The sequence below is a fragment of the Olivibacter jilunii genome (genome assembly GCF_900607235.1).
Taxonomy (GTDB): Bacteria; Bacteroidota; Bacteroidia; order Sphingobacteriales; family Sphingobacteriaceae; genus Olivibacter; species Olivibacter oleidegradans.
Genome location: NZ_LR027851.1, coordinates 243,109 through 269,867, shown reverse-complemented (window position 1 = coordinate 269,867; position 26,759 = coordinate 243,109). Strand labels below are relative to the sequence as shown.

Here is a 26,759-nt window from a genome sequence, read left to right as displayed (position 1 = left end):
AAGCTGTAAAGGAAGGAGAAGTGTATAAAAAATGCCATCTAGGAGATGGCATTTTTAAACAATTATATCAGTTGTAAAACCTACAACTTCTCTACTACCGCCAAGGGCAGTTTTAGACTTTCAGCAATGACGTGGTTGGCTACACCTGCGTTTTTTAAAGACTGTGCAGAGGCCAATTTCTCTTGGTCTGCTTTTTTACGCTCCTTTTCAGCTGCTTTTTCAGCAGCCTTTTTCTCAGCAAGCGACATCGCGCTGTTCCATAACCACTTATCCTGCAAACTTGCTTCGTATGCCATTCTTTCCTCCTTTGTTAAATTGGACACTTCTGCTATTTTAAAAATTCGTTGAAATATCCGTTTGTTCATGAACGTTGGGATCTTATCCGCCTTACTTAGGTTATTCAATAGCCAGAACCACCTATCCTTATCCGTTTTGATCTCCTTGTCCTTCTTTACAGACCGAGCATAAAATTAAATAAAAAAATTAAAACACGTTTATGCGAGCTCTCGCCCGCCCTTTGAAACAAGCAATAGGCGAAACTTAGGGAGTTCTAGAAATATATAGCTCAATTTACTGTAAAAAATTCTTCCCGAATCTTTGTCTATCAGGGAGATACTCTTCAAATATCGTTCCCGTTCCGTATCATCCATCCTAAACTCCAATATGCCTATGAAAATCACTTCCGGCAGTTCAAAGTTCCAGTATTCAACTCCTTTGGGATACTGGCTGCTTATAAGCCGCGAAGTACTGAACATAACCCGCTCTTTAAAGTTATCGTGGTTCATACGCTGCATTTCCACAATGATTTCTTCTCCGTTATCACCTGTACATCGAAGATCAAAAATAACTTTCTTCTGATCGGCTGTTTCGCCCAAATATTCTGTGGGGCCATATACAAGGCTTTTGATACGTTTACTGCTTCCGATCAATTCATTCAAAAAGGGGATCAATATATCCTGATGGGCAGGTCTTCCAAACAAAAATTTGAATCCGAAGTCGCTCCCGGGGTCAATATATCGACCAACAGTAGGTTTGTCTAAGTTGTTTTTTGTCATGCTTTGATATTTAGGTCATTTACAAATATAGCAAAACAGATTTTAAATTACTAAAAAAATTAGCTTTGTTTTGTAGTTGGTTGTCGAAAACAATCATGTTTCTAACCGAATATAATCGGTTCTGCTTTGGGTTTTTACGATTTCCGTAAGTTGATAGGATTACTGATTTACCACCCGTTTTCCCAGAGCCGTCAATGTATACCGTTGCTCACTACTTGTAGGGTTATCTGGATTTGGCAACGCTACAAATCCTGCCTCGATTGCTGGACTTAAATAGTTTTTAGTGAAGTTTCCTATCTGATAAACCTAACAGATGTTGTAATTCTTGCCGTTTATGTTCTTTAGTAAACATAGCCAACAATCGCTCAACTTGGGGGGATACTTTGAACTTTCTAAAATCTTGGGCATACCGGATCCAAGTTGTTCTACCAATTACAGATCCCGATAAACCCGCATAAGTTCCCGATTTCTCGGAATGGATACACCATCAAAAGACTCTGCGACACTTAAACCTTCCGGCAATGTTCCTGCCGACGTAATTTCTATTCGATCGGAAAATATTTCAAATTTAGGGGGCACTTCTCTCGTAAAATCATTATGTACTACCGCCTTGTGTGTCTTTAGCTTACCACATTATCATTCTGTCTTTAGAGACTTGACCGGATTCATCAGAGCAGCTTTCAAGGATCGGTACCCAACGGTCAACAATGCTATGACCAACGTGATGGCAACAGCCATTATGAAGATACCGGCGCCAATATTGATCCGGTAAATAAAGTTTTCCAGCCAGCTATTCATTATCCACCAGGCCATGGGTGCCGCGATCAGAAAAGCAATAAGCAGTAGCCGAACAAACTCTCTTCCGTACAGCCATAGGATGTTTCTTATACTAGCTCCCAGCACTTTGCGTACACCAACTTCTTTGGTTTTCTGAGTGGTCATAAAAGAAACAAGGCCGTACAAACCTAGACAACCTATTATTATCGCAATGCCGGCGAAGGTCTGGACTAAGCGCAGTATCCTATAGTCCTGCTCGTAAAACCGCGCGATCTGATCATCCAAGAAGTCATATTCATATACATGGTTTGGAAAGGTCACTTTCCAAACCGGAGCAATCGCTTCCAACGTACGTCGCAAATTAGAAGGGTTGATCTTTACAGCAATCCGATTGTACCAGTTACTTTGCGTTGTTATGCAGAGTGGGTCAATACCTGTGTGGAACGATTGATTATGAAAGTCCTTTACTACGCCAACAATAGTACCTTTCGTATCGTTAATAATGGCATTCTTTCCGATCACTCCATCGTTGGACACTCCTAGTTTTTTCGCCAAGGTTTCATTAATAAGGTACTCACGTACAGTATCCGAAGGATGCAGATTACGCCCCGTCAACAGTTCCAATCCGAAAGTGGATAAATACTGCTCATCTCCCCCTTTGAAGACGACGTCGTAATTTTCCTTTTCGGTGCGGGTGTCGTATACAATTTCAAAGCTGTTGCCACTCTCACTGGCCGGAGCTTGTGTACAAAAACTCACCCTTTCAACCCCCGCCAGTCTGGAGAACTCGGAACGGAGCGTACTTACAGTTGATTTATCGCCGGTTGGCAGTGGCAATATTACGATAGCGTCCCTGGTAAATCCCATATCGGTCTGCCGGGTAAAGTTTATCTGATGTGCAATAACCAAAGTACCGATAATGAGGAGTTGAGAAATCGTAAACTGTGTCACGACCAATCCCCTTCGCAGTGAAAGGCCTCCTGTATGACGCTCGGATATTTTTCCCTTTAAGCGCCAGCACAGGCTGGAAACCCGCTAGAACAAGACCCGGATATGCTCCCGAAAGGAAAGTGATCAGAAGAAAAAGTAGCGGCAAAAATATCAGCAGATGATAATCGTAGAAAAAGATGCTCATAACAGGCACTTCAAACACTGATCTGAGCAAGGGCAAGGCCCAGTATAACAACGTGAATGCCAATACTATAGCTGTGAGGACAATGAGAGCCGTTTCGACCATAAATTGCCAGAAAAGTTGTTTTCGGAAGCTACCCAATGTTTTCCGTATGCCGATCTCTTTTGCGCGGCTCAATGCTTGGGCGGTAGCCAGGTTAACAAAATTTACCGATGCAGTTATAATGAGAAAAACCGCAATAAGCGACAACGCCCAAAGACTTTGCTTAGTTACCTTTCCATCGAAGTCCGAATTGAAGTGAATATCCGAAAGAGGTTGGAGACGGAACCGCCATTCTTTAACATAGTTTCCCTCGTAATACTTACTTGAAAAATCATGAAAAGCCTGATTGACGGTGGCAGGCAGGACGCCCGGTTTCAATAATACGAAACTTTGCAATTCGTCAGCATAACTGAGCCAGTTGTTGTCATTGCCTGCCCATGGATTGTAATCTTTCAGGTTGCCGTATGACAGATAGATCTCCTGCCTTCGATCCGTATTTTCCGGGAGATCTCGCAGAATACCGTCGATGCGGAAGTTTAGCTTATTATCTAAACGGATGATCTTTCCCATAGGGTCTGTATCTCCGAAATATTTTTTTGCTACCCGTTCGGTAATCAGGGCTGTATTTGGATTCGTTAAAACGGTATTTTTATCACCCTGCACTAACGGGAAGTCCAGGATATGGAAAAAATCCGGCTCGGCAAAAGCGACACCGTTTTCTTCCAAAAATTTTTGATTGTCAGAGGAATGCGGAAGAGAGATTAATCGTTCCCTTTTTACATAGATTCGGGCAACTTTTTCTCCAAATGTATAATCTTCTCTGAAAGCCCTCCCTAGCGGTGGCGGACCACCCGGACTATATACAGTTTGCTCAAGGCGGTTTTCCGTGACGATACGGTATATCCTATTTTTTTTTGCGTGAAAAGCGTCAACACTCAGGTGATATTTAACAAGAGAGAAGATGAAGACCGTACAGGCAATGCCCAGTGTCAGGCCCAGTAGGTTAGTCAGGGCATAGCCTCTATTACGGTTTAGGCTTCTTAGCGCAGTCTTGCAATAATTCCTTATCATTATCAGGCAGTTTTTTGAAAAAGCTCAAGAATATTGCCGGCTGTCGAAAATCAACTTCAAATACCATCGGCAATGATTTTAGCTTTCGGAAAGTGTCCGAATGCGAACACCCGGTGTCTGAAGTTGGACAGTGACTATTGCGCGTTGTGAGTGCCATCCTTTAACCTCAATTTTTGTTAGCATTTTGATTTTAGCTAATAGTTTCAGTTTAGTTCTACTAAGTTATAAAATAGATGTCATGTTACGATTTGTGAATATTGAGAAATTTCCCTCTCCTAGCCTACCATGCTTCGGAAATGAATCTAATCGGTTCTGCTCATTTTTTACGGGAAGCCGTAAGTTGATATGATTACTGATTTACTATTCGTTTCCTCTTTTCTGTGAATCAGCATAGGCGCCTGAAATCAGGTGATTGGTTTTATTTCCGCCAACTGCTGTTTTAATCGCTCCACCTCCTGCTTGAGTTCCCCGATCTGTCTGTCCTTGGGCGCTGTTATTTCGTCAATTTCCGACAGGCTATATTTCGGAGTGATGTGTTGTGGGCAATTCCAGTCATAGGCCTTGATGTGGAACAATAAGATACGTTCGGGCCTGAATTTATAGTCTTCGGGTTTGAGAAAATCGAATAGCTCCGGCCTATCATCGATCTCAACGATTTCAGCCTCGGCATACATCTTCAACCTTGCCCGCATTGGATAGGATACAAAAATCAGGGATACCTTGGGGTTCATGGTAATATTTCCTAGGGAAATGTATTGCCTATTTCCTGTGAAATCGATCAGACCGATCGTTTGATCATCAATTACCTTTACAAAACCTTTCGGCCCCCCTCGGTGCTGAATGTAAGGGTAACCATTATCCCCGAAGGATGCCATATAGAAGCTATCCAATTGACCGAGAAACTGAATTTCAATAGGTGTCAACCCATCTACATAAGTCATTTTCTCGACGCGCTTATAAGCCGTTCTGCTACCCAGTTTTTCCTGGAGGGTTTTAACGACATCGGTAAATGCAAGCTTTGGGTAATTCATATTAACTTGTTATGATGATTCTGTACTATATGAAAGCTTCATGTTTCATAAGTCAAATATCCATCATAAACAAATGCCGGTGTTAGGCAGAAATTCCCGCTGTGTAAACAATTTTTCCTTTTAGGCTGTTGCCCGTTCGGATTTCTCGCGGTACTGCACAGGAGACATTCCTTCCCTACTTTTAAAGAAACGGCTGAATGTTTGGACGTCCTCATAGCCGAGCTCATAGGCAATTTCCTTTATCGATCGATTCGAATAATTAATCTGTCGTCTGGCATGGATCATGATACGATCATGAATAATATTGAGTGGACTACGGTTGGAAACAATGGAAAATAGGTTTGATAGTGTTTTGGGAGATTTGTTAAGCCTGGAGGCATAATAGGCAACATCATGGTGCTCAGCAAAATGCCTTTCAACCAGATAGTTGAACTCCCGGACAATGTCGCTCTGATTTTTCTCCAGCTTATGAAAGTTTGTGGAATGGGTCAAAATGCGAGCGGATAAGATAAGCATACGTTTAAGGATGGCCTGCAGCATGTCCTGCTGTAATAGGTCGCTTTTACGGATTTCCGAAGAGAACATTTCCCAGGAGATTTCAAAATCCCTCAAGTTTCTTTCATCGACAGAGACGATGGGAACACCCGAAGCGCCGAAGAAAAGAAATCCCTTGCTACCCACCTCGTTATCATGGTTTACTATACAGTAAAACGGCTGATTGAACCGTACCATTCGCGCAGATTCCAAGTCAATGGCATCAATCTTGTGAAATTCGGTAAGGAAAATAATCTGATGCTTTTTCAGTTGGTAGGGGATTCGGTCGATGGTAAGGTTCATAACCTCGCCCGTGTTCCAGATAAAGGTCATATCCGTTTCTTTTACATCGAAAACGAGATTAATGTTTTCTTTATCCAGCTCATGCACGCCGATGCATTCGTTCGTATTATTGACAAAAAGCATACTTTTTCTTTTCAAAGATATAACGATATCCCAAAGTCACAAAGTCGGAATCAACTTTTAAACGGATACTATGAGGTATGGTATCGATTGGTGACACGACATACTGATGAGCAATGATTATCTTCTATTATTTTAGGAACGTACACTACTAACTATTTCGTTGATCTCGCCGTTTACTCTTACTTTTACGCGTGTAGGATTCGGTGAAGTAATGTGGTAATGAGTTACCTTTCCGTCTTTCCACTCGAAGTCTACCGTAAAGTTGCCACGGGCCTTTAGACCCCTTATTTCCCCGCTTCCTTTCCATGCATCGGGAAGGGCCGGCAGTAAGTCAATTATTCCGTTATGGCTTTGCAGCAACATCTCTGCGATTGCGGCAGTGCCACCGAAATTACCATCGATCTGCATGGGAGGGCCTGCTGTAAACAAACTCGGATAGGTGCCGCCGCCTGCACCGTAGTTGACGTGCGTTTCCCGGGTAAGTGTCAGTAATTGCTTGAACAATTTATAAGCCCGGTTACCATCCAACAGGCGAGCCCAGAAAATCTGTTTATAAGCAATGGCCCAGCTTGGACCATCATCTCCCCGTACATTGAGCGACTTTTTTGCAGCTTCGGCCAATTCAGGAGTTTTATAAGGCGAGATGAGATCGGCCGGGAATACGCCATATAGGTGGGAAATATGCCGGTGCTGCGAGTCAACTTCCTTGTATTCTTCCAGCCATTCCAATATCCGTCCGTCCGAGCCGATCCGGCCGGAGGGGGCCAAGTGTTTTAACTTATTCCGTAGGGTATCTTGGAAGGCGGGATCGATGCCAAACAGTTCCGCAGCGGTCAGCACATGCGTAAACAGTTCGCGCGTAATCTGATTATCGATCGTTGGCCCCATGCAGACATTGGCATGGTTGCCGTTTGGAAGATAAAACGCATTCTCGGGCGATACCGAGGGGCCGGTTACTAACCAACCCGATTTTGGATCTTCCATGAGCGCACTATTGTAAAATTGAGCAGACCCCTTGAGAACGGGATAGATGCGACGCAGGTACGCTGTATCCTTGGTAAAAGCATAGTGTTCCCAAAGATTATTGCATAACCACCCCGATCCCGCATTAGCCACTCCCCAGGAGGCGCTTTCGCCGGGCTCCGTGTATCCCCAAATATTGGTAATAACATGCGCCACCCATCCGTCTGCCGCATAGTAGGCTTTAGCGATTCGGGTTCCGGGCTCCACCAGTTTAGCTACCAATTCAACCAAGGGCAAATCAAGTTCACTTAGGTTGGCGGGGCCAAGATGCCAGTGGTTCATCTGCACATTGACGTCGAGGTGGTAGTCACCATTCCAGGGTGTTTGTATCTGGTTGGCCCAAAGTCCCTGCAAATTGGGTGGCAACAACCCGACCCGCGTACTGCTAATACTCAGGTAGCGTCCGAATTGAAAAAATAAGGCTGCCATTTGCGGATCGGCATCGGCGTTTTCGGCAAACCGGGCTAACCGCTGGTCGGTAGGCAGTCCGTCGGTAGTGGGTTCTCCTATCCGGATATCCAATCGGTTGAAAAGCTTTTGGTAGTTCGTGGTATGCTGCTGCAATTGCAAGTCATAGGTTTTGTGCATCGCCTTGGAGAGTGTATGCGAGGAAGCAGTCAAGTAATCAACGTTGTTGAAATCTGTTGCTGTGGTCAGATAGATTTCGGCAGCATCGGCTTGCCGGATAATCAGTGCATTTTCCGTCACTTCTATGTTGCCACCCGTTGTCTTTGCTTGTATGCGTGTAATAAACCGCATGCCTTGTCCATCCACCCCATCGTCCAACTGTCCCACCAATTGAAGTTCATTGCGTACCGTTTGGGCAGTTGCCCGCTCGGGCCGGTCGATTGTGATACGGACGTTGATTTTTCCTGATCGGTCGGCTCGAAGCCTGATTACACCTACGTCATCGCCAAAGCTGGTAAAATACTCCCGTGAATACTGTGTGCCTGCCAGGGAAAATGCCGTGGCCAAGCGTGCGTCATTTAGGTCAAGCTGGCGCCGGTAATCAATCGGTTCATTCGTTGCCGGTTCTCCGTAGTCGTATGCTAGGTGCAAGGTGCCCATCGTTTGAAAACATCCCCACTGCTTCCCGCCGGACCCAGGCCCCCGGCAGATAAAATGAGCATCTACCAGCTTCTGTGCCTCATCATTTTTCCCTTCGCGCAATAGTTTCCGTATTTGGGAAAGGTAGTTATTTGCTTCGTAATTATTGGCATCTTGCGGGCTACCGGACCATAGCGTGATATCATTCAATACAATGGTTTCTTCGCGTATTCCACCATCGGGCATCATGCCGATCTTTCCATTACCCAACGGAATGGCTTCTTCCCATTGCTGAGCCGGTTGGGTATACCATACTGTGAGTGGCTCCGCGTCGCACCGGATGGAAAAAAAAATAAGACAGAAGGCTAAGTTTAAGAAAATACGAAAACACAACATAGTACTAGGGAATAATTGTAATATCTTTCATTCGATACAAGAAAACATTCTGTTTTTTTATGCACACCCCGATCCTCTGAAATGACCTCGGCCATGGGTTAAATTTAATTTTTGGATTATCGTTTACTATTGGTTCTAACCACTGAAGGAAATGAACGAACAAAAGTAGCAGGCTTCGTGCGCTCAACAAATGGATGATTCTGTGAAAAACATGGATAATATTACCATTAATTGAGTACGGCAATTGCCCATCATCATATTTACATCTTGGACTTAATGGCTTGGTCGCTGATGCTCATACATGCGGTACTTTAGTGTCAAATGCTAATTAGGCAATCGAATCCTTATTAATAGGAAGTGCGGTAACAACCCCCGCTTCCAATATTTGCAGTTGGTGCTCAATACCGAGAATACGGAAAGCTTCTGTTAAGCTTGAGGTATTTTCGGTATAGTGTGACCATCCTTCTGCATGCAAAGGAATCAAAGTTGCCTGCGGAAATATATGGGCGGTATCGATTGCATCATTGGTACCCATGGTAACATTGAAAGGACCGCGCGGTCTCGCTGCTCCGGCAAAAATGAAAATATACCTAGGATCGATATGCTGTCCGAGCTTTTCGATTTCGTTGTAGTAAACGGTGTCACCGGTGATGTACAGCTCAAAATCATTGTCGCCACTGACTGACAGATGAAAACCGATTACATCCCCCGTAATTGATTCGATACCCGCAGGGCCGTGACGTGCCGGTGTCGCCGTGATCTTAATCCTATCACCGTTGGGCGCGTCGTACGTGCGATACTCACCCGGATCAAGACCGATTGCCGTTCCTTTCAACCGCTCAGCGCCTACTTTGGTCGTTAGCGTAGTCTGTACTTCTTTCAAAAAATTCCGCCCGCTTCCATCTAGGTTATCGAAATGCTGGTCGTGACTTAAAAGAACGATATCTATGGGAGTCTCCGGAAAAGCAGCGGGGCCGGAATATTTCTTTTCACTCATCCGCTCGTTCAGGACGAATTCCGTGCCTGCAGGATCAAGCGTTGGATCGGTCATTAACCGCAAACCACCTATTTCCAGCACTACCGTAGGACCTCCCAGGTAAGTTGCTTCCAGCGGGGCAGTCGATATTTTTTTCATTTTTCTGTTTAATGTTTATTTTGATTTATAAAATTTAAACGCTTCGCACTATCAGAAGCAACAACCAGTCCCGCAGCCATCATGACCACGTCCTTCAGCACAAGACGCCCTGCGCCCGATAAAACATGAAAGAAGGGCTTCCAGGATGGTTCAGTATTTAAATAGACTGTATCTGCCTGATCATCTGACTGGTAAAACCCCACTCATTATCGTACCAAGCCATCACCTTAACGAGATCACCATCAACCACGCGCGTCATCTCCAGGTCAATGGTGGCTGCAAACGGACTTTTGATAATGTCTGTGGAGACAAGAGGTTCGGATGTAACGGCCACTACCTGATTATATCTTTCGGTTTCGGACTCTTCGGTAAGAATTCTGTTGATCTCCTCCACATCGGTAGCCCGCGCTGCAATAAAAGTAATGTCTGATATGGAACCGACCGGAACGGGAACCCTTACGGCAATCCCATCAAATTTACCTGCATATTGAGGTAAAGCCTTCGTAGTCGCGATTGCTGCTCCGGTTGCAGCGGGTGCGAGGTTAATCCCTGCAGCCCTACCCATCCGCGGCTCCCGTTTGGAAGGTGCATCAACCAGCGCCTGCGAAGCGGTATAACCGTGTGTTGTATTCAAGATCGCCTTTTTTATGCCAAGTCGCCGCCCCAGGATTTCAATTACCGGACTTATGCTGTTAGTCGTACAGCTGGCACACGAAAATACAGACACCTTCCCATCTTCCGTGTTCACTCCGTGCACTACGGTAGGTGTATCTTTAGTCGGACCCGAAATTACTACGTAGCTCGCACCTGCGGTCAGATGCTTTTGAGCATCCGCATTGTTCGTAAAGATCCCGGTACTTTCAATTACCACATCTGCCTGTACAGCCTTCCAGGGCAATTGCTCAATGTTCCGGATACTGTGGTAAGCTATGGCCTTGCCGTCGACTAATATGTTATTACCTTCAACGCGTACCTCTTTATCGTATTTCCCGTAATTGCTGTCATATTTGAGCAAGTATGCCGCATTATCAATACTCATCAAGTCGTTTATGGCAACTACCTCCAAATCCGCAGTTTCAGCGGCTATCTTAAGTGCGGCACGTCCTATACGCCCGAATCCGTTTATTGCTATTCTTTTCATAATATATTTTTGTATTTTGTTTTATTTTAACTCAAAGTTGCAGCATAAAGAAAGATTGTTGTTAGGCATCAATTCCCGTCGTGTTGGCAATATTTCCTTCTAATTAAAATCTGTTTTTGTTCCTGATCTCCTCCGGTATTCATCTCCGTCAGTGCCACTAGATTTATATGATGATTATACCGACAGCTCATCAAAACATTCGTACCGTTCTCTTATCACTGTTTATATTGTCTTTTCTGTTCGTATCTGTTCGCTAAGTTCATCTATATTCCAATTAAAAAGATTGACATTTGTCAATACTTTTTTTTAGCAAAAGTCATCGTTGAGCGGGTAAAGAACGAGGCAAATTTGTGTCATTAAACGACCGTCTGGTTGGTAATGGGATTAACTATTTAAAACAAAACATTATGCACACAAAAGCTTTTAATCCGGAGAATTCAGCGATATTGTTAATTGATCATCAGGTGGGGACAATGGGCTGGACTCATTCACATGACATCAATCTTGTTAAACAAAACGCCATAAAATTAGCTAAGATTGCTGCTGCACTTAATCTTCCGGTTGTATTGACATCTAGTATGGAAGAAAATGTTCAGGGTCCGCTGATTTCAGAACTTGAGGAAATTTTACCTGAGGCATTTGCAGCGCGTATAAGGCGACCGGGCATTGTCAATGCGATGCATCACGATGGCTTCAACAAAGCAGTGAAAGCACTTGGCCGCAAAAAACTATTTGTAGCAGGTGTAACGACAGAAATCTGTGTTACATTTCCTGTTTTGCAAATGCTTGATGAAGGGTACGAAGTTCAGGTCTCTGCCGATGCTTCGGCGTCATACACAAAATATGGGGACGAATTGGCATTAGCACGCATGCGCTCGGCAGGAGCTATCATTACAACCGTTGATCAGATTATTTCAGAATTGGCAATTGACTGGACGAGTCCCAATGGTCAGAAATTGATGGGTATTCTAAACTATCATTAGATTCAGCCCCAACGGTACCCACATAAATCATCGTATTTTTCAATCTCTTAAATTGAAAATGCTATCAATTTTTTAGATGGGAAAAATTGATAACTCTTCGGGAAAGGGCGCCTAACATCTCCTTTTATATAATGGTCAACTTTGTGCTATCAAATTAGATAAACAAAATCAAAAATTAAAAAAATTATGGCACGTATTATAATGGTAGACCCAGCAGAAGCTACCGGAAAAACAAAAGAACTGCTAGATGTTGTAAAAGCTAAAATGGGTATGGTTCCCAATATGATGAGAACGATGGCGAATTCTCCCGCAGTGCTTAGCGGTTATCTTGGATTTAGCAGTGGGCTTAGCACCTCATCTTTAGGTGGTAAATTGGGTGAACTTATCGCGTTGACGGTAGCCAACGAAAATGGATGTAATTATTGTAATTCAGCTCACAGTTTTGTTGCCGGAAAAATGGGCATCAAAGATCAGGATGTTGCGGATGCGCGACATGCCTCCTCTACAGATCCAAAAATAAATGCCGCTTTAACTTTCAGCAAGGAGATTTTAAACAGCCGGGGTGCGGTCTCAGAGGAAGCATTAAGTAGTGTTAGAGCAGCCGGCTATAATGATCAGGAAATAGTTGAAATATTGGCGCAAGTTTCATTGAGCATTTTCACCAATTATGTCAATATTCTTGCGGATACGGACATAGATTTTCCTAAACAGCCACCCATTGAAAAGAAATAATAACCACTAAAAATTTAAACGATGAAAACAACTTTCAAAACCGAAAATATTAATGGAGTAGATATTTTTTACAGAGAGGCAGGAGATAAAAGTAAACCGACATTGGTATTACTTCACGGATATCCTACATCATCACATATGTACCGCAATCTTATCCAGTCCTTATCCGACAAATACCATTTGATTGCTCCAGATTACCCAGGTTATGGTAGAAGTGAACAGCCACCGATGGCAGAGTTTGAATATACCTTTGACAATTTTGCGAGAATAATTACAGCTCTTTTAAAAAAGCTTGAAATTCAAAAGTATAGTCTATATCTGATGGACTATGGTGCACCAATAGGTTTTAGAATTGCCAGTGCAAGCCCTGAAAAAATAGACACACTGATTGTACAGAACGGTTGCGCGTATGAGGAAGGATTGGAAGCGTTCTGGGATCCAATCAAAGCTTACTGGGCTGATAAGAACAACAAAGAGGCAGAAAACACGTTAAAAGGTTTTCATGATCTGAACGGCTTAAAATGGCAATATACACATAACGTTCCTGATCAAAGCGTAATCTCGCCGGACAATTGGGAAATTGATTTAAGACATCTTGAAAGACCGGAAAATGGTGCGATACAGCTTGCTTTATTTTATGACTATCAAAACAATGTACCATTGTACCCTAGTTGGCAACAATATTTCAGAGATCATCAACCGGAGATGCTGATTGTTTATGGGAAAGACGACTATATTTTTCCCGGCGCTGGAGCTGAAGCCTTCAAAAAAGATGTTAAGAAACTCGAATTTCATTTGTTTGACACAGGGCACTTTGCTTTAGAGTCGCATGGCGAGGAGATTTCGGCTATCATAGATGATTTTCTTGAGCGAAAAGTTCTTGCGAGTTAATCTTTAATTGCTTTTGTGTGTTGCTTAAGAATATAATTTCCCATTCACTGACGTTCAAGGTGAATGGGAATTAAGATTGGGGATTTCAATATCCGAAAATAGTACCGTTATTCTAATAACTAGCTCTAAAAACACTAAATCATGGAACAAAGACATCCTTTACCTCCATTTACCTTGGAAACAGCACTTCAGAAGGTTCAATTGGCAGAAGATGCATGGAACTCTAAAAACCCGGAAAAAGTTGCGCAGGCCTATACATTGGATAGCGAATGGAGAAATCGATCAACTTTTATAAATGGCAGGCAGGAGATTATCGAATTTTTAACCGAAAAGTGGAAAAGAGAACTTGACTATAAATTAAAGAAAACGCTGTGGGCATTCACTGATAACCGGATCGCCGTTCGTTATGAGTATGAATTTCATAATGCCGAGGGCCAGTGGTTCAGAGCATACGGCAATGAAAACTGGGAATTTGATGAGAATGGATTCATGCAAAAAAGATTTGCAAGTGTGAATGACCTTCCGATAGATGCATCGGAAAGAAGGCTGTAAGACACCGGTTAACTTGTATTTTGAAAAGCGGAATTTTTTATTATTTTTGGTATGCATGCTATTTGTACGATACCAAAAATTAATGAAGAATGTACGACCCGCTTTTTAATTATATCGAACGATACAGCGATGCTCAACTTCTACCTTTTGATAGGGACCGTATTGCCAGTATCATGAAACCTAAAAAACTCCGTCGTAAACAGCTGTTCCTCGAAGAGGGAAGTATATGTGCATATACGGGCTTTATTCTTAAAGGGGCTGTGCGCCAATTTAGCATATCGGAAAACGGTATGGAATGCATTAACCAACTATGTATTGAAAACTGGTGGATCACAGATCGCGAAAGCTTTATACATCGTATTCCGTCAACATATTATATTGAGGCATGGGAGGATACAGACCTACTTGTCTTTCGGAGGTCGGATCTTGATTTACTTCTGGAAATACCCGCGATTCAACGTATGTTCTGGAAAATGAGCGAAAATAATCACATCGCATTTCAAAAAAGGTTGGACGCAGCAATAAGCTTAAACGCTTTGCAACGTTACGAAAGATTCTTACGGTGTTATCCGGAAATCGTCCAGCGATTTCCTCTTCATCACATTGCATCATATTTAGGAGTAGTGAAAGAAACTTTAAGTAGAGTAAGAAAACCAAGTAAAATGTAAGGCGAAAACAGCGGTTCTATCTCCTCCACCTCAAGCCATCCAGGTCAATATCCAGATCGTACGTATATACACTAAAATCCGGGAACTGTTAGTGGCCCATAAGGATGTATTTTTGAGGGTAGAACAGGTAGAAGAACAGATGATAAAACAGGACCAAAAAATCGAGGTGCTTTTCAGTTATCTTAGTAAGTTTATTGAAAAAGAAGAAAAGCCAAAAAAAAGTTGGATACGAGATCGGAAAGAATAAAATCTAACAGATGTTGTAATTCTAGCCGTTTATGTTCTTATTTCAAATTTAGGGGGCACTTCTCTCGTAAAATCATTATGTTGATATGATTACTGATTTACAAGAGATTTGGTATATAATATTAAATCTTGAAACTAATTCTTTGCTTCCTTGAATTGAGCCGGCGTTAGGCCTGCTACTTTTTTAAATAGACGCGTAAAATACGATGGGCTTTCAAACCCCAGATCATAGGCAATTCCGGAAATGCTGCTGTCTGATCCCAACAATAGATTTTTCGCTTCTGTTACCAGATAGATATGGACATGCTCCAGCGCGGTTTTCCCGGTTTCCTGCTTCAGAAGATCGCTCAGATACCTGCTTGACAGAAACAGTTCTCCCGCGAGATAGTTTACGGTGGGCAACCCATCTTTTAGGTGCAGTTTCTTATCAAAATAGGTCTGTAATACTGCCTGAAACCTTTTAAGCGTTGCGCCCGAAACGTTGTTGCTTCGATCCGAAAACTGTCTTTTATAAAAACGGTCTGAATATTTTAGGATGGAATCAATATGTGACAGTATAATTTCACGGCTGAACTCATCCGAGTTTTCGTCATATTCTATCCTTATCTTTTCATATAGCTCCCACATAATCACTTCCTCAGCAGGCGATAAGTGAAGCGCTTCGTTTATCTCATACTCAAAATAACCATAGTTTTTGATCTGTTTATGCAGGATGTGTCCGGCCAGGTAATCCTCATGGAAAAATATAACAAAACCCTTTTCTGCAAACTGGACGTTACTGACTTCGATAATCTGTCTTGGCTTCACGAAAACAGCGGAACCGTTGCTGTGGTCATATTTTGTTTTACCATAAAGGACATATCCCGACTTGATCTTTTTCAGGGCAATCATATAAAAGTCACCTGTGAATCTGTCTTCTCCGACCGAATAGGTCATAAGTTCTTTACAGGTCATCAGGCTTAAAAGTGGATGTTTTGGAGTTTCAAAGCCACTTCTTTCGTGAAGTTCGGTTATGCTTTTATAATGATTGATCTTTTCCAATGTGTCTGATTTTAAAAAATTACTCGTTGAAATGATCCAAAATTACATTTTCGTAAATCTGTGCTATTCTTCCGCTGATATGGAGTAGAGCAAAGGCCTGGTCTGGATATAACTTTGTCTTATCAAAATAACAAATAAAATTCTAAACAATAACAAAATGGCAAAGACAATTTTCATTACAGGCGCAACATCGGGATTTGGAAAACTATGGGCTGAAGCACTATTGCAACGTGGAGACAACGTAGCGGCAACCTCCAGAAGAGCTAACGCTTTTACAGCGCTGTCAGAAAAGTATGGTGATCAGTTTTTACCGCTACAGCTTGATATTACCGATAGAGAAGCCGTATTTGCTACCGTTAACAAAGCTAAAGAACATTTCGGTCAGCTTGATGTGGTGATCAACAATGCAGGTTATGGAGTTTTCGGTGCAGTAGAGGAAGTGAGGGAAAAAGTAGCAAGAGATGTTTTCGATGCGAATCTGTTCGGAACACTATGGGTGACGCAGGCGGCACTGCCGATCCTGAGAGCACAGGCCCACGGACATATCATCCAGCTTTCAAGTGTACTCGGTGTATGGAGCCTTCCCACTCTCGGTATTTACAATGCAACCAAATTTGCGGTAGAGGGACTTAGTGAAGCGCTGGCTAGTGAGGTCAAAGATTTTGGTATCCATGTAACTTTGATTGAGCCGAATGGGTACAAAACTGAATTTGGAGGAAGTTCAGCGGTATTCGGCGATTCGCTCGATGTATATAATCCATTGAGGGAAAGCTTGGGGAAAATTGAGGGACTTGGACCGGATGATTATGGTACTCCCAAAGCCACTGTTCCAGCTATCTTGAAACTGATCGACAGCGAAAACCCGCCGCTTAGACTATTTCTGGGCAAATTGGGATATGTCAAAACAGAAAGGGTTTATGGTGAAAAACTTCAGCAGTGGAAAGAATGGAAGGATGTTTCAGAAGCAGCGCATGGATAATACGGTGCTTTTTATAAATAGGTTAACAAAACAAGAAAAATAAAAATGAGCAAAATAGTTTTTATAACAGGAGCTTCCAAAGGATTTGGAAAAATATGGGCTGAGGCCTTACTTAAAAGAGGGGATAAAGTTGCCGCGTCGGCAAGAAATATCAGTGCGCTGGCAGATTTAAAATCTGCTTACGGTGACAGTATTTTAGAAGTGAAATTGGATGTTAACAGCCGTGAAGATGTTTTTTCAGCTGTTAAAAAGATCAAGGACCATTTTGGACGGATCGATGTAGTGATTAATAACGCCGGCTTTGGCTTGTTTGGAACAACCGAAGAAACATCCGAGCAGCAGGCCCGTGATCAGATGGAAACCAATTTTTTCGGATCACTGTGGGTCGCTCAGGCAGTATTGCCTATTATGAGGGAGCAAAGGAGCGGTCATATTATTCAGGTCTCAAGCTTTCTTGGACTAACGACACTGCCATTATTGGGATTATATAATGCTTCGAAATTTGCCGTAGAGGGTTTGATCGAAACGATCGGTTCGGAAACTGCCCACTTGGGTATTAAAACCACTTTAATTGAGCCCAATGGTTTTGCAACAGATTGGGCTGGAGCATCTGCGGTTCAGACTTCTTCGGAGATTACGGATTACGACCCGGTGCGCGCAGCTTTTGCAGAGAGCGGTGACAATCCTGACACCTGGGGAAAACCGGAAGCGACCGTTGAGCCGGTTTTGAACATCATCGATAGCGAAAATCCGCCCAAGCGCATATTGTTCGGTAGAATTGCCTATCAGGTCATTAATGATGTATATACCAAAAGGCTTGAAGATATCCAAAACTGGAAACAGGTCAGTATTGCTGCTCACGGACATTAGAAGAAGCTGAAATGACTCATCGCTTGAATGATGATCGTTAACAACACCAATATCGTGATCATACAGTAGGACATATCAACCTTTTTTTACGTTAAATGAATCCTGCCTCCGGTAAAATCTTTTTAACATAGATAAAATTGAACCGATGCAACATTATAAAACCCTTACAGCATTACATCTGGGCAATCAATGGGAAGCCCCGCAGCATCCGCTCTTCAGTATGATCGGCTGTCAGTCCGAATGTAAATTGGGAAATAGGGAATTTACGACCGACTGTTATGTAATTGCTTTTAAGAAAATTAAATCCGGCAATTTTATGTACGGACGTACGAGCTATGATCACGATAACGGATGCCTTTTCTTCGCCAAACCACGGCAGATCATCGAAATGAAAGATCTTGAATTCGAAGAAAAAGGATATATGCTGATGATCCATGAAGATTACCTGCATGGTCATGAACTTTTCAAAGAAATCGAGAAATACAGCTTTTTTGATTACGAAGTTACAGAGGCGCTGCATCTTTCCCCGAAAGAAGAACAGATTATATTGGAGCTTCATTCAAAAATCCAGACAGAATACTTTAATAATCCGGACGAATACAGCCGTGAAATTATTTTGAGCCATATTTCCTCTATCCTGAAGTATGCGCAGCGCTATTACAAAAGACAATTTGTTGATAGGGCGCAAGTCATCGGGAAGACAGCGTCCAAGTTTAACGATCTGCTGAGAAAATATTTAAATCAGGGTCTGATGGTAAAAAGCGGGCTTCCGAATGTGGCATTTCTGGCTGATCAGCTATTTGTTTCTCCACGCTATCTGAGTGATCTGCTGAAGCAGGAAACCGGAAAGACGGCAATGGAGCTAATTCATATCTTTATGATTTTAGAGGCCAAAACTTGCTGCGGCTGGGGAAAAAGGGCATAGCCGGAGCTAAAATGAAGATCAGGTAATCGGAAGCCCACTTATTTTGCGGGCTTCCGACGGCTACGATTCGTTGTTTGTCGGTTGCTTATTCTTTTCTGTATACCGATCAACCAGAAAGTACAGTAGCTTGGTAAAAACAAGCTGGAAAGGCACCAAGATCAGAATGGTTGGCAAAGCATATTCTATTCTGGTTTGGGTATGAAAATTTGGAACAAACCGCCACTATAATGATTATGTTCGATTAAGACCGGATAAATTCCAAAAGGTCTTTATTAATAGTCTGATGCTCTGTGGTAGGCATTCCGTGCGAGAAACCAGGGTACGTAATCAGCTTCCCGTTTTTCAGCAGCTTCGCAGATTTTATAGCTGAATTCGCTATTGGTACGATTTGGTCATCTTCACCGTGCAACACTAAGACCGGAATATCAACTGCCTTTAAATCTTCTGTAAAATCAGTTTCTGAAAAAGCTTTAATTCCATCATAGTGGGCAACGATGCCGCCCATCATTCCTTGCCGCCACCAGTTCCTCTGCACACCTTCCTTTATATCTGCACCTTCACGGTTATAGCCATAGAAAGGGAAAGTTAAGTCAATATAAAATTGGCTTCTATTATTTAATGTCTGTTCTCTGATATTGTCAAATACTTCCATTGGGACACCATCAGGATTAGATTCACTTTTTACCATAACAGGCGGAACTGCACTGATTAAAACAGCTTTCTTCGCTCTACCTTTGGCATACTTGTTTACATAACGGATTACTTCACCGCCACCTGTGGAGTGGCCTATGTGTACCACTTCTTTTAACCCCAAAAACTCAACCAGCTCAGCCGCGTCAGAAGCGTATTGCTCGATAGTGTGACCATAAATATTCTGGCTGGAACGGCCGTGACCTCTTCTGTCATGCGCGATTACACGATAGCCTTTTTGTAAAAAGAAAATCACCTGTGCATCCCAGTCGTCTGAAGATAATGGCCATCCATGATGAAACATCAAAACCGGGCCTTCTCCCTGGTCTTTGTAAAAAATCTCTGTTCCGTCTTTTAATTTTAGCGTGCTCATTTTTCTTAAATTTTTAAAGTTTGTGATAGTTAATGTCAAGTAATCTTGCCCTAATTCTTTAGCAAAAGTAGTGTAACCAAATTCATTCGATCTTAATCTAGGTTAAGATCGCAAAAATTAATTGTAATTAAATCCGATCGGCTCACTTTGCCTGCATAAAGTATGCTATCTATAAATCCCCGGGAGGTATCTTCACTTTGATAAGGTTTCAGTAAACAAAGCAACTTCGGACGTTTGAACAAAGCCTGACTTTGATTGCCTACAGGAAAGAGTTTACAAAATCTTATTTGCCAAGTACGGTTTGCCGATGACGCAGCCCCCAGTAATGCAGTTCCTTCAATACATTTTCCAACGACATACCGTGTTCTGTAATGGAATATTCAACTGTGGGCGGAAAGGTATCATACACGTAACGATTGATGAGCAGATTGGCCTCCAAAGACTTTAATTCTTTAGACAGTGTTTTATCCGTAATGCCTGAAACCTCACGGGATATTTGTTTGAACCGTAACGGCCCATCTGATAGTGCAAATAAGATCAACAATTTCCATCTTCCTTCCAGGGCTTCCAGTGCGTCACTGATGGACAACATAGTTTTAGGGCAGCCTCCTTCTTCTAACATATGCTAATTTTTTAACGATACTTCCCGTTTGGATAGTGCTTTCCGAATGGGAAGTAATATCAATCAGATAGCTAATGTAAATAATTTTGCCCACATATAATTTTGAATTGATGATGAGAAAAACATTAAACGTAATTTGTTGGATTATGCAAGGTTTACTTGCCATTACATTGGTATGGGCAGGATATACTAAATTGTTTACCGCCAGAGACAAATTGGCTGAAATGTGGCCGTGGACTGCCGAATATCCGTCTTTGGTAATTGTAGCTGGAATCGCTGATATTTTGCTGGGAATAGGTATCATATTACCGTCTTTATTAAAAATCAAACCTCAATGGGCCACTTATTCAGCGATTGGTATAGTATCGCTTATGATATCAGCAGCGGTGTTCCATATTTCCCGTGGAGAAATTTCGGATATTGGCATTAATGTATTCGTATTACTATTGGCAGGATTTGTAGTCTGGGTGAAGGAAGACTGAAAAGTTATCTGCTTTCTGTTTACAAAACGATTGTCAGAAATATAAACTAAAAGAACTTCGGACGTTCGAACAAAGCTGGATTATATCAGTTGTAAAACCTACAACTTCTCTACTACCGCTAGGGGGCAGTTTTAGACTTTCGGCAATGACATGATTGGCTACGCCTACTTTTTTTAAAGACTGTACAGAGACCGATTTCCCACGAATCAAGAGCTGGAGGAACAGTCAACTGTTCGGAAATTCCGAACAGTTCAAGTAGAGGGAAATCGAAAGGTGGAGAGGGATAGGATACATTATAATTTAGACGTTATCATTTCAGTTGGCTGCCGCGTTAATCCTAACGCGGTACCTTGATTCATAGTTAAGCTTCTTTTGAAATCCTATAGTCTTGTTCATGCCGATCGATGAAAAAGTAAGTAAGTGACGTAAATACAAGACTAAATAAAGCTGCCAAACCGGGATAGAGCAAATTGACATACCAGGAATCTGTCACAAATAGATTCATTACAAAGCAACCCAGCATAACAATGTAGAACATAAACAATACGAACAGCGTAAGAAATTTCCTGTAAAAGGTATAGTTTCTACCCGCTTTCCGCTCGTAATCTTTGATCAATTGGAAAGGCAATAAAAGGAAAATCAAGCAAACAAAATAAAGCAGAAAAAAGACCCCATAGTCATAAATAGAATTTAAGTATTCATAAAATGATGCGAACCGTTGTCCGTTCGTTTCATATTTACCCGATATCAGCGCTTTGAAAATACCTTGTAAAGCGCCCACATGCAATACGATGGGTGACAATAAAGCCAAAAGCAGATTTAATGTTATTTTTCTTAAAGTCATGTAAAAAGAACTTTATCCGATCCGGGCAATCTCACTTAATATCCCCCCTTTCACAAATGGTCTTACAGGACAATTAGCCGTCATATAGGGTAGTTGATTTACCAAAGAAACTGTTCAATTATTACTTAAACATTATGCTGTTATTACTTTTATGAAGAAAGGTATCGCAGCAGAACAAGAATCAACACTTTAAGTTGTGACAGCCGGACAGAGGTAGGAACCGACAGTTGCGCCTTAGCATATAAAACAGAAAAGCCATCTCTTTGAAAGAAATGGCTTAAATATCTATTAATGGAATATCCTTTAGTGCTTTTTCTTGGCCAAATCGGCACGAACTTTTTGGACAAAGTCTATCGAAACTTTGGCAATTTCCGCAGCTTTTTCATCAGACAAACTGAGCTTTAAGACAAGGTTTTCTACTACGTCAGGGCTTTTTTCACCTCCCCTTCGGCTTTTCCTCTTGCTTCGCCTCTCCGAAACAACAATGGACTTTTAAACAAAGCAACTTCGGACGTTTGAACAAAGCCAGACTTTGATTGCCTGTTTACCTTTGTTTCATCAATAACGAATAAAATTTCTAAAAGATGGAAAAGAACAATTATCAGGGAGCATTGCAACAGCCAATAGGCTCGGGCTTCAACGCGGAATCAACAGCAGCAGACATCATCAAAGGTATTGACCTTTCAGGAAAAATCGCCGTTATAACAGGTGGTAACACAGGTATCGGTCAGGAAACCACCAAAACATTGGCGCAGGCCGGGGCAACTGTCATCGTACCGGCAAGAAATGTAGAAAAAGCAAAACGTAACCTGGATGGAATCGCCAATGTCGAAATAGAGCCGATGGACCTGATGAATCCGGCTTCTATTGATGCCTTTGCACAAAAGTTTCTGGACTCTGGCAGGCCTCTGCATCTGCTCATCAACAATGCCGGCATTATGTGGGTACCGCTTCGCCACAACAGCCATGGTATTGAATCACAACTGGCGACCAATTACCTGGCACAATTCCGGTTAACAGCAAAGCTATGGCCTGCTCTCAAACAAGCGAATGGTGCCAGGGTCATCAATGTATCTTCCCAAGGTCACCAGTTCGGAACCTTCGATTTTGATGACCCCAACTTTCAGCATCGTACATACGAAACATTACAGGCGTATGGTCAATCCAAAACGGCCAGTAATTTGTTCGCGCTTGAACTGGACAATCGGGCCAAAGCCTTCAATATACGGGCATACAGCCTGCATCCGGGTTCCATTGCGGGAACTGAACTTGGAAGGGAAGCACCCTTGGAATTATTTGTAAAAATGGGTTTTGTGGACGAACAGGGTAATATGTTGCCCGAAGTCTTGGCTTCACTCAAAACGATACCGCAGGGTGCTGCCACAACGGTATGGTGTGCCACTACGCCTTTGCTTGATAATATGGGTGGTGTGTACTGTGAGGATGCAGATGTTGCACCGTTAGCATCCGACAGCGGGCCGTCTCGGGGCGTAAAACGCTATTCGTTGGACGAGGCTGATGCCAAACGCCTGTGGAAATGGAGCGAAGAAACCAGCGGCATCTCTTTTCCAATGAGTTAATATCAAACTAAAGGGAATAAAAACGTTGAAAGATAAATCTGTCTGCCTTTCTTCGAAAGTTTAACAGGACTTTTAAACAAAGTAGATTAACTGATATTCTTTACTTTTACAGTAATTTTTCCGTACGGGATTACAATAAGAAACAGCTATGCAATACGAAGCCAAATACATAACGGATGATATCAAACTTTCCTGTTACGAGGATAAGTTTTTCAAATCAGACATTCTGTTTGAGCACCATATGCTGATCTGGTTCATTTCAGGCGAAACAAAAATTGTTCTGGCAGATGCGACTTATATTTTTAGAGAGGGTGATATTTTCCTGATTCCAAGAAACCAGCTCGCAACCATCATTAATTATCCCAAAGACGGCAAACCGCATCAGACAGTCGTGATGCATCTTTCCACAGCGAGATTAAGGGATTTTTATGCCAATCAGAATGGAGTTGCCAAAATCTTGGAACCGCCGAAAATCTATCATTTCAACAATCATCCGCTGCTGGAAAGTTGTTTATCTTCCCTGGTCCCGTATTTTGAAATGAACGAGCTTCCGGAGCATATCGCGTCATTAAAAATTACAGAGGCCATTAGTATCCTGAGGGCGATTGACAAAAGCATAGACAACATACTGACCAATTTTGAAGAACCGGGAAAAATTGATCTGACCGACTATATGGAAAAGAACTTTATGTTTAACCTTCCCCTGGAAAAATTCGCTTACCTGACTGGGAGAAGCCTCACTACCTTTAAAAGAGACTTCAGCAAAGTGTTTCATACTACCCCACAACGGTGGCTCACGCAAAAGCGGCTGGAATTGGCACATTACCAGTTTACGGAAAAACAGAAGCGCCCGATTGACGTCTGTTACGAAACAGGCTTTGAAAACCTGTCGCACTTTTCATACGCATTTAAGAAACATTTTGGCTATGCCCCAACTGAATTGCTGAACCAACCTGCCAAGCCCGCCGCAAACTTTAAATCCACGCCCGAACATTGAAACTTAAAATAATGCAAAGAGACAAGGGTTTGCCATAGCGGCTCATATGCAGGTAGTCAAATCTGGTAGGATAGTTATGTGCAGAAATAGCTCAGGTTACGCGCCGGTGAAACACGGATGTAATTCCGGCGCGACCAAAAGAAGATCAAGTATTTGTCAGAGCAGGTTTTCTTGTGCCGCCTGATAAACGGTTCTTATCGAAGGTTGAAAGCCCAAGCTACGGGCGAGCGAGGCATCGGCATGAAGATACCAAGGGTTTATCAACGGCTCTGCTGATGAAGTCATCGTTTCGCCAACAAGCTGCAAGAGCTCGTATAATGTCGTTGGGGCCTCATCTGCGATATTGACCACTCGCCTGTCCATGATCCCTTGCAAAGCCATGATGACAGCCGTGTATATATCGCGATGGTGGATGGTGCTCATCCGCATAGCCGGATGAAATTTTGCAGCAACCACGTGTTTAGGCAATTCTTCCAGGTGGCCGTCACCATCACCATAAACAAATGGGAAGCGCAGAACAGACCAGTTCAGTCCGCTTTCACTCAACTCATTTTCCGCAGCAACTTTACTAGCCGGATAGGCATGTTGCGGGTTAAGCGCATCATCCTCCCGACCGGGGTGCGGGCTATTTATATCATAAACATGGCTGGTACTTGCAAATATGAAACGGGCATCAGGGGCGTTGCTCTTTACGGCATCAATGAGATTGCGCGTACCCTCCAGATTACTTTTCCAGATCAGGTCCATATCCGTTGACCGGAACACGGCTGCCAGGTGAATAACAGCTACGGCGTCTTTTACAGCTTCTTGAAGTGTCTCCGGATCAAACAAGTCGCCTTGCACAGCCGTTACTCCGGTCGCGACTTCTTTGCCACGTACCAGTGCAAAACAATCATATCCCGCTTTAACAAGGCGAGGCAAAAGCCTTGACCCAACTAACCCGGTTGCACCGGTTAGTAATATTTTACCAAATTGTTTGTCCATAATTAAATCGTTTTGGACAAAAGTGCGGCTAATGTACTAGTAAGATTCGGACAAAAACCGCTTTTACAAGGACAAATCCCGGTAAAAAGCGGCTATCGTTTTACCGGTTACCTTTTTGAACAGACGCGAAAAATAACTCGGGTCATTAAAGCCGAGCTCAAATGCCAGTTCCTTTACCGATGTATTTTGGTTATTATACATTCTGCGTCTGGCCTCCATGATCAAACGGTCTGTGATGAATTCCTTAGGTGAAACGCCGGAATGCTGTTTTACGATTCTATACAAACAATCTGTGCTTAAGGCCAGCTTATCGGCGATCTCCGTGATGGCAGGTTGATCAGTAAGATTATCTTCTACAAATAGTTTGAACCCTAAAAACTTATCAAGACCCGCTGCCGTGTGCTTCTTATGTAATGCATAATAAGCGGCGTTTATTTCTGTAAGCAGGCTGTTCAGGTAAGCCAGAATCAGCTCCGGATCATTGTCGGCAGTACGTAGCAGTTCGTTCAAAATCTTAAACGTATTCCGAAGTCTAAGTGCAGCATCGGGTGGAAAACTGATTTTTTGCCGGTTCAGAGGGTTGAGCAAAAAAGGGAACTTTTTCGGCAATCGCGAGAGGCACTCATCGTCAAACCCCAATTTATAATAGTCTGCGCTATGGCCGGTTGTAGGCAGTTGCCTAAGTTGGTGGGGTAACGCAAAAAAAAGCTCATGTTCGCCTACTTCGATCGTTTTCCCGTCTATGACCTCTTGGCTGTTCCCGCGCAGCACGAAAAGAAAGAAATAATAAGGTAACCGTTGAGCAGAACCGTATTGAACCGCCATCTCTGATGATATATGGCCGAACTCCGGAGAAACGATACGTATAGAGAGCTCTTTGTTCTGGCTCAGATTTTCAGGAAAAGTATTTAGGGGCATAGTTTCTAACGATCACCTTTAAGCGAATTTACCAATTAATCTTTATATTTCATTATAAGTGAGGTTGGAACCATTATTCAATTAACTTTTATTCTGTAACGATACTCCCGTCCCAATCTCCTCCATTCGGAACAGAAGTGTGTTGGTGAATTAAAAGCCATTCATTCTTTTCGTCTTTTTTGAAACAGTCTGTTTCTCGGAATAATAAGGTCTTCTTAACATCATTTACGAGTACAATTTCTGCTTTTTGAATGGTGCATACAATGCCAATATCCTTGCTTAGAAATGTGTCCGTGTGAAGAATAGAAATTTTACACGACTTAAAGTTGCTAAAAGTAGTATCTAATTTTTTTATAGCAGGTTGAATACCGCGCGAAGCAAAAGGTGGGATATCGTACCATAAGGCATTTGTTGCCCAATTTTTTGTGCTTTCTAATCCTGATGTAGATTTTGTCATTGCTTCCACCATGGAAACAAGAATTTCTTTATCATCTTTTCTAATCATTATCAATTATCTTTTAGTTAATAGTGCAAATATATTAGCAAGAAAGTATACATTTGATACCTGTATA

Annotated in this window: 29 protein-coding genes and 1 pseudogene; 12 read left to right on the top strand and 18 right to left on the bottom strand. The window is 42.5% G+C overall.

The annotated features are described in order from the left end of the window. Positions 1-80: 80 nt before the first annotated feature. The 11 genes and pseudogenes from E0E36_RS15080 to E0E36_RS15030 all read right to left on the bottom strand — a co-directional run bounded on the left by E0E36_RS15080 (position 81) and on the right by E0E36_RS15030 (position 10,810). Positions 81-1,055 (bottom strand): annotated as a pseudogene (locus E0E36_RS15080) (Rpn family recombination-promoting nuclease/putative transposase). Between the two features lie 159 nt (positions 1,056-1,214). Beyond that, positions 1,215-1,352: a Fic family protein gene (locus E0E36_RS28370; protein WP_377477798.1), complete on the bottom strand. Its 138-nt coding sequence runs from the start codon at positions 1,350-1,352 to the stop codon at positions 1,215-1,217. Between the two features lie 135 nt (positions 1,353-1,487). Then, positions 1,488-1,634, bottom strand: a complete 147-nt coding sequence (locus E0E36_RS28365; RefSeq protein WP_130856623.1) for an ATP-binding protein — start codon at positions 1,632-1,634, stop codon at positions 1,488-1,490. Positions 1,635-1,691: 57 nt separating this feature from the next. After that, positions 1,692-2,699, bottom strand: coding sequence for an ABC transporter permease (locus E0E36_RS15065; protein ID WP_130856622.1), 1,008 nt, complete (start codon positions 2,697-2,699; stop codon positions 1,692-1,694). After that, complete coding sequence (locus E0E36_RS15060) at positions 2,647-4,077, bottom strand: ABC transporter permease (protein WP_130856621.1); 1,431 nt, start codon at positions 4,075-4,077, stop codon at positions 2,647-2,649. The genes E0E36_RS15065 and E0E36_RS15060 overlap by 53 nt, the downstream gene beginning before the upstream one ends. 404 nt (positions 4,078-4,481) lie before the next feature. Beyond that, positions 4,482-5,108 (bottom strand): pyridoxamine 5'-phosphate oxidase family protein, encoded by a 627-nt coding sequence (locus tag E0E36_RS15055; RefSeq protein WP_130856620.1) that lies wholly within the window; start codon positions 5,106-5,108, stop codon positions 4,482-4,484. A 120-nt stretch (positions 5,109-5,228) separates the two neighbouring features. Then, complete coding sequence (locus E0E36_RS15050) at positions 5,229-6,068, bottom strand: helix-turn-helix domain-containing protein (RefSeq protein WP_130856619.1); 840 nt, start codon at positions 6,066-6,068, stop codon at positions 5,229-5,231. Between the two features lie 132 nt (positions 6,069-6,200). Then, positions 6,201-8,534, bottom strand: a complete 2,334-nt coding sequence (locus E0E36_RS15045) for a glycoside hydrolase family 95 protein (RefSeq protein ID WP_130856618.1) — start codon at positions 8,532-8,534, stop codon at positions 6,201-6,203. 328 nt (positions 8,535-8,862) lie between these two features. After that, positions 8,863-9,669 (bottom strand): MBL fold metallo-hydrolase, encoded by an 807-nt coding sequence (locus E0E36_RS15040; RefSeq protein ID WP_130856617.1) that lies wholly within the window; start codon positions 9,667-9,669, stop codon positions 8,863-8,865. 8 nt (positions 9,670-9,677) lie between these two features. Next, positions 9,678-9,872, bottom strand: a complete 195-nt coding sequence (locus E0E36_RS28185) for a DUF417 family protein (protein ID WP_130856616.1) — start codon at positions 9,870-9,872, stop codon at positions 9,678-9,680. Then, positions 9,827-10,810, bottom strand: coding sequence for a type I glyceraldehyde-3-phosphate dehydrogenase (locus E0E36_RS15030; RefSeq protein WP_130856615.1), 984 nt, complete (start codon positions 10,808-10,810; stop codon positions 9,827-9,829). The genes E0E36_RS28185 and E0E36_RS15030 overlap by 46 nt, the downstream gene beginning before the upstream one ends. 407 nt (positions 10,811-11,217) lie before the next feature. Here E0E36_RS15030 and E0E36_RS15025 point away from each other — a divergent pair, with 407 nt between their 5' ends. The 5 genes from E0E36_RS15025 to E0E36_RS15005 all read left to right on the top strand — a co-directional run bounded on the left by E0E36_RS15025 (position 11,218) and on the right by E0E36_RS15005 (position 14,636). After that, complete coding sequence (locus E0E36_RS15025) at positions 11,218-11,793, top strand: isochorismatase family protein (RefSeq protein ID WP_130856614.1); 576 nt, start codon at positions 11,218-11,220, stop codon at positions 11,791-11,793. A gap of 186 nt (positions 11,794-11,979) precedes the next feature. Next, on the top strand, positions 11,980-12,525 hold the full coding sequence (locus tag E0E36_RS15020) for a carboxymuconolactone decarboxylase family protein (protein WP_130856613.1): 546 nt from the start codon (positions 11,980-11,982) through the stop codon (positions 12,523-12,525). Between the two features lie 21 nt (positions 12,526-12,546). Continuing rightward, on the top strand, positions 12,547-13,416 hold the full coding sequence (locus E0E36_RS15015) for an alpha/beta fold hydrolase (protein WP_130856612.1): 870 nt from the start codon (positions 12,547-12,549) through the stop codon (positions 13,414-13,416). A gap of 141 nt (positions 13,417-13,557) precedes the next feature. Further along, entirely contained in the window at positions 13,558-13,968 is a 411-nt protein-coding gene (locus E0E36_RS15010; RefSeq protein ID WP_130856611.1) for a nuclear transport factor 2 family protein, read from the top strand. 89 nt (positions 13,969-14,057) lie between these two features. Further along, complete coding sequence (locus E0E36_RS15005) at positions 14,058-14,636, top strand: Crp/Fnr family transcriptional regulator (protein ID WP_130856610.1); 579 nt, start codon at positions 14,058-14,060, stop codon at positions 14,634-14,636. Between the two features lie 381 nt (positions 14,637-15,017). Here E0E36_RS15005 and E0E36_RS14995 read toward each other — a convergent pair whose 3' ends face one another. Beyond that, a complete protein-coding gene (locus E0E36_RS14995) occupies positions 15,018-15,923 on the bottom strand; it encodes a helix-turn-helix domain-containing protein (RefSeq protein ID WP_130856609.1) in 906 nt (301 codons plus the stop codon). Between the two features lie 157 nt (positions 15,924-16,080). Here E0E36_RS14995 and E0E36_RS14990 point away from each other — a divergent pair, with 157 nt between their 5' ends. From E0E36_RS14990 to E0E36_RS14980, 3 genes are all read left to right on the top strand, one after another. Beyond that, positions 16,081-16,902 carry an SDR family NAD(P)-dependent oxidoreductase gene (locus tag E0E36_RS14990; RefSeq protein ID WP_130856608.1) on the top strand — a complete coding sequence of 274 codons (822 nt, stop codon included), beginning with the start codon at positions 16,081-16,083 and terminating at the stop codon, positions 16,900-16,902. A gap of 45 nt (positions 16,903-16,947) precedes the next feature. Beyond that, the gene (locus tag E0E36_RS14985) at positions 16,948-17,772 is read left to right on the top strand and encodes an SDR family NAD(P)-dependent oxidoreductase (RefSeq protein WP_130856607.1); all 825 of its coding nucleotides are present in this window, start codon (positions 16,948-16,950) and stop codon (positions 17,770-17,772) included. Between the two features lie 145 nt (positions 17,773-17,917). After that, positions 17,918-18,697: a helix-turn-helix domain-containing protein gene (locus E0E36_RS14980; protein ID WP_130856606.1), complete on the top strand. Its 780-nt coding sequence runs from the start codon at positions 17,918-17,920 to the stop codon at positions 18,695-18,697. 241 nt (positions 18,698-18,938) lie between these two features. Here the strand turns inward: E0E36_RS14980 and E0E36_RS14975 are convergent, their stop codons facing one another. Beyond that, entirely contained in the window at positions 18,939-19,760 is an 822-nt protein-coding gene (locus E0E36_RS14975) for an alpha/beta fold hydrolase (protein ID WP_130856605.1), read from the bottom strand. Positions 19,761-20,043: 283 nt separating this feature from the next. Then, positions 20,044-20,382: a winged helix-turn-helix transcriptional regulator gene (locus E0E36_RS14970; protein WP_130856604.1), complete on the bottom strand. Its 339-nt coding sequence runs from the start codon at positions 20,380-20,382 to the stop codon at positions 20,044-20,046. A gap of 110 nt (positions 20,383-20,492) precedes the next feature. On the opposite strand from E0E36_RS14970, the gene E0E36_RS14965 reads away from it, so the two are divergent. Both E0E36_RS14965 and rhuM read left to right on the top strand, forming a co-directional pair. Continuing rightward, entirely contained in the window at positions 20,493-20,864 is a 372-nt protein-coding gene (locus E0E36_RS14965; protein WP_207303769.1) for a DoxX family protein, read from the top strand. Between the two features lie 180 nt (positions 20,865-21,044). Then, positions 21,045-21,218 carry a RhuM family protein gene (gene rhuM, locus E0E36_RS28360; RefSeq protein ID WP_130856836.1) on the top strand — a complete coding sequence of 58 codons (174 nt, stop codon included), beginning with the start codon at positions 21,045-21,047 and terminating at the stop codon, positions 21,216-21,218. Between the two features lie 7 nt (positions 21,219-21,225). Here the strand turns inward: rhuM and E0E36_RS14955 are convergent, their stop codons facing one another. Then, entirely contained in the window at positions 21,226-21,708 is a 483-nt protein-coding gene (locus E0E36_RS14955) for a hypothetical protein (RefSeq protein WP_130856603.1), read from the bottom strand. 584 nt (positions 21,709-22,292) lie between these two features. Between E0E36_RS14955 and E0E36_RS14950 the strand changes: the two genes are divergently transcribed. Beyond that, positions 22,293-23,288: an SDR family NAD(P)-dependent oxidoreductase gene (locus tag E0E36_RS14950; protein ID WP_130856602.1), complete on the top strand. Its 996-nt coding sequence runs from the start codon at positions 22,293-22,295 to the stop codon at positions 23,286-23,288. 148 nt (positions 23,289-23,436) lie between these two features. Then, complete coding sequence (locus E0E36_RS14945; protein ID WP_130856601.1) at positions 23,437-24,285, top strand: helix-turn-helix domain-containing protein; 849 nt, start codon at positions 23,437-23,439, stop codon at positions 24,283-24,285. A 156-nt stretch (positions 24,286-24,441) separates the two neighbouring features. Here the strand turns inward: E0E36_RS14945 and E0E36_RS14940 are convergent, their stop codons facing one another. The 3 genes from E0E36_RS14940 to E0E36_RS14930 all read right to left on the bottom strand — a co-directional run bounded on the left by E0E36_RS14940 (position 24,442) and on the right by E0E36_RS14930 (position 26,692). After that, positions 24,442-25,269: an NAD-dependent epimerase/dehydratase family protein gene (locus E0E36_RS14940; RefSeq protein WP_130856600.1), complete on the bottom strand. Its 828-nt coding sequence runs from the start codon at positions 25,267-25,269 to the stop codon at positions 24,442-24,444. A gap of 63 nt (positions 25,270-25,332) precedes the next feature. Further along, on the bottom strand, positions 25,333-26,187 hold the full coding sequence (locus E0E36_RS14935) for an AraC family transcriptional regulator (protein ID WP_130856599.1): 855 nt from the start codon (positions 26,185-26,187) through the stop codon (positions 25,333-25,335). Positions 26,188-26,275: 88 nt separating this feature from the next. After that, on the bottom strand, positions 26,276-26,692 hold the full coding sequence (locus tag E0E36_RS14930; protein WP_130856598.1) for a Cif family virulence factor: 417 nt from the start codon (positions 26,690-26,692) through the stop codon (positions 26,276-26,278). Positions 26,693-26,759 lie beyond the last annotated feature (67 nt).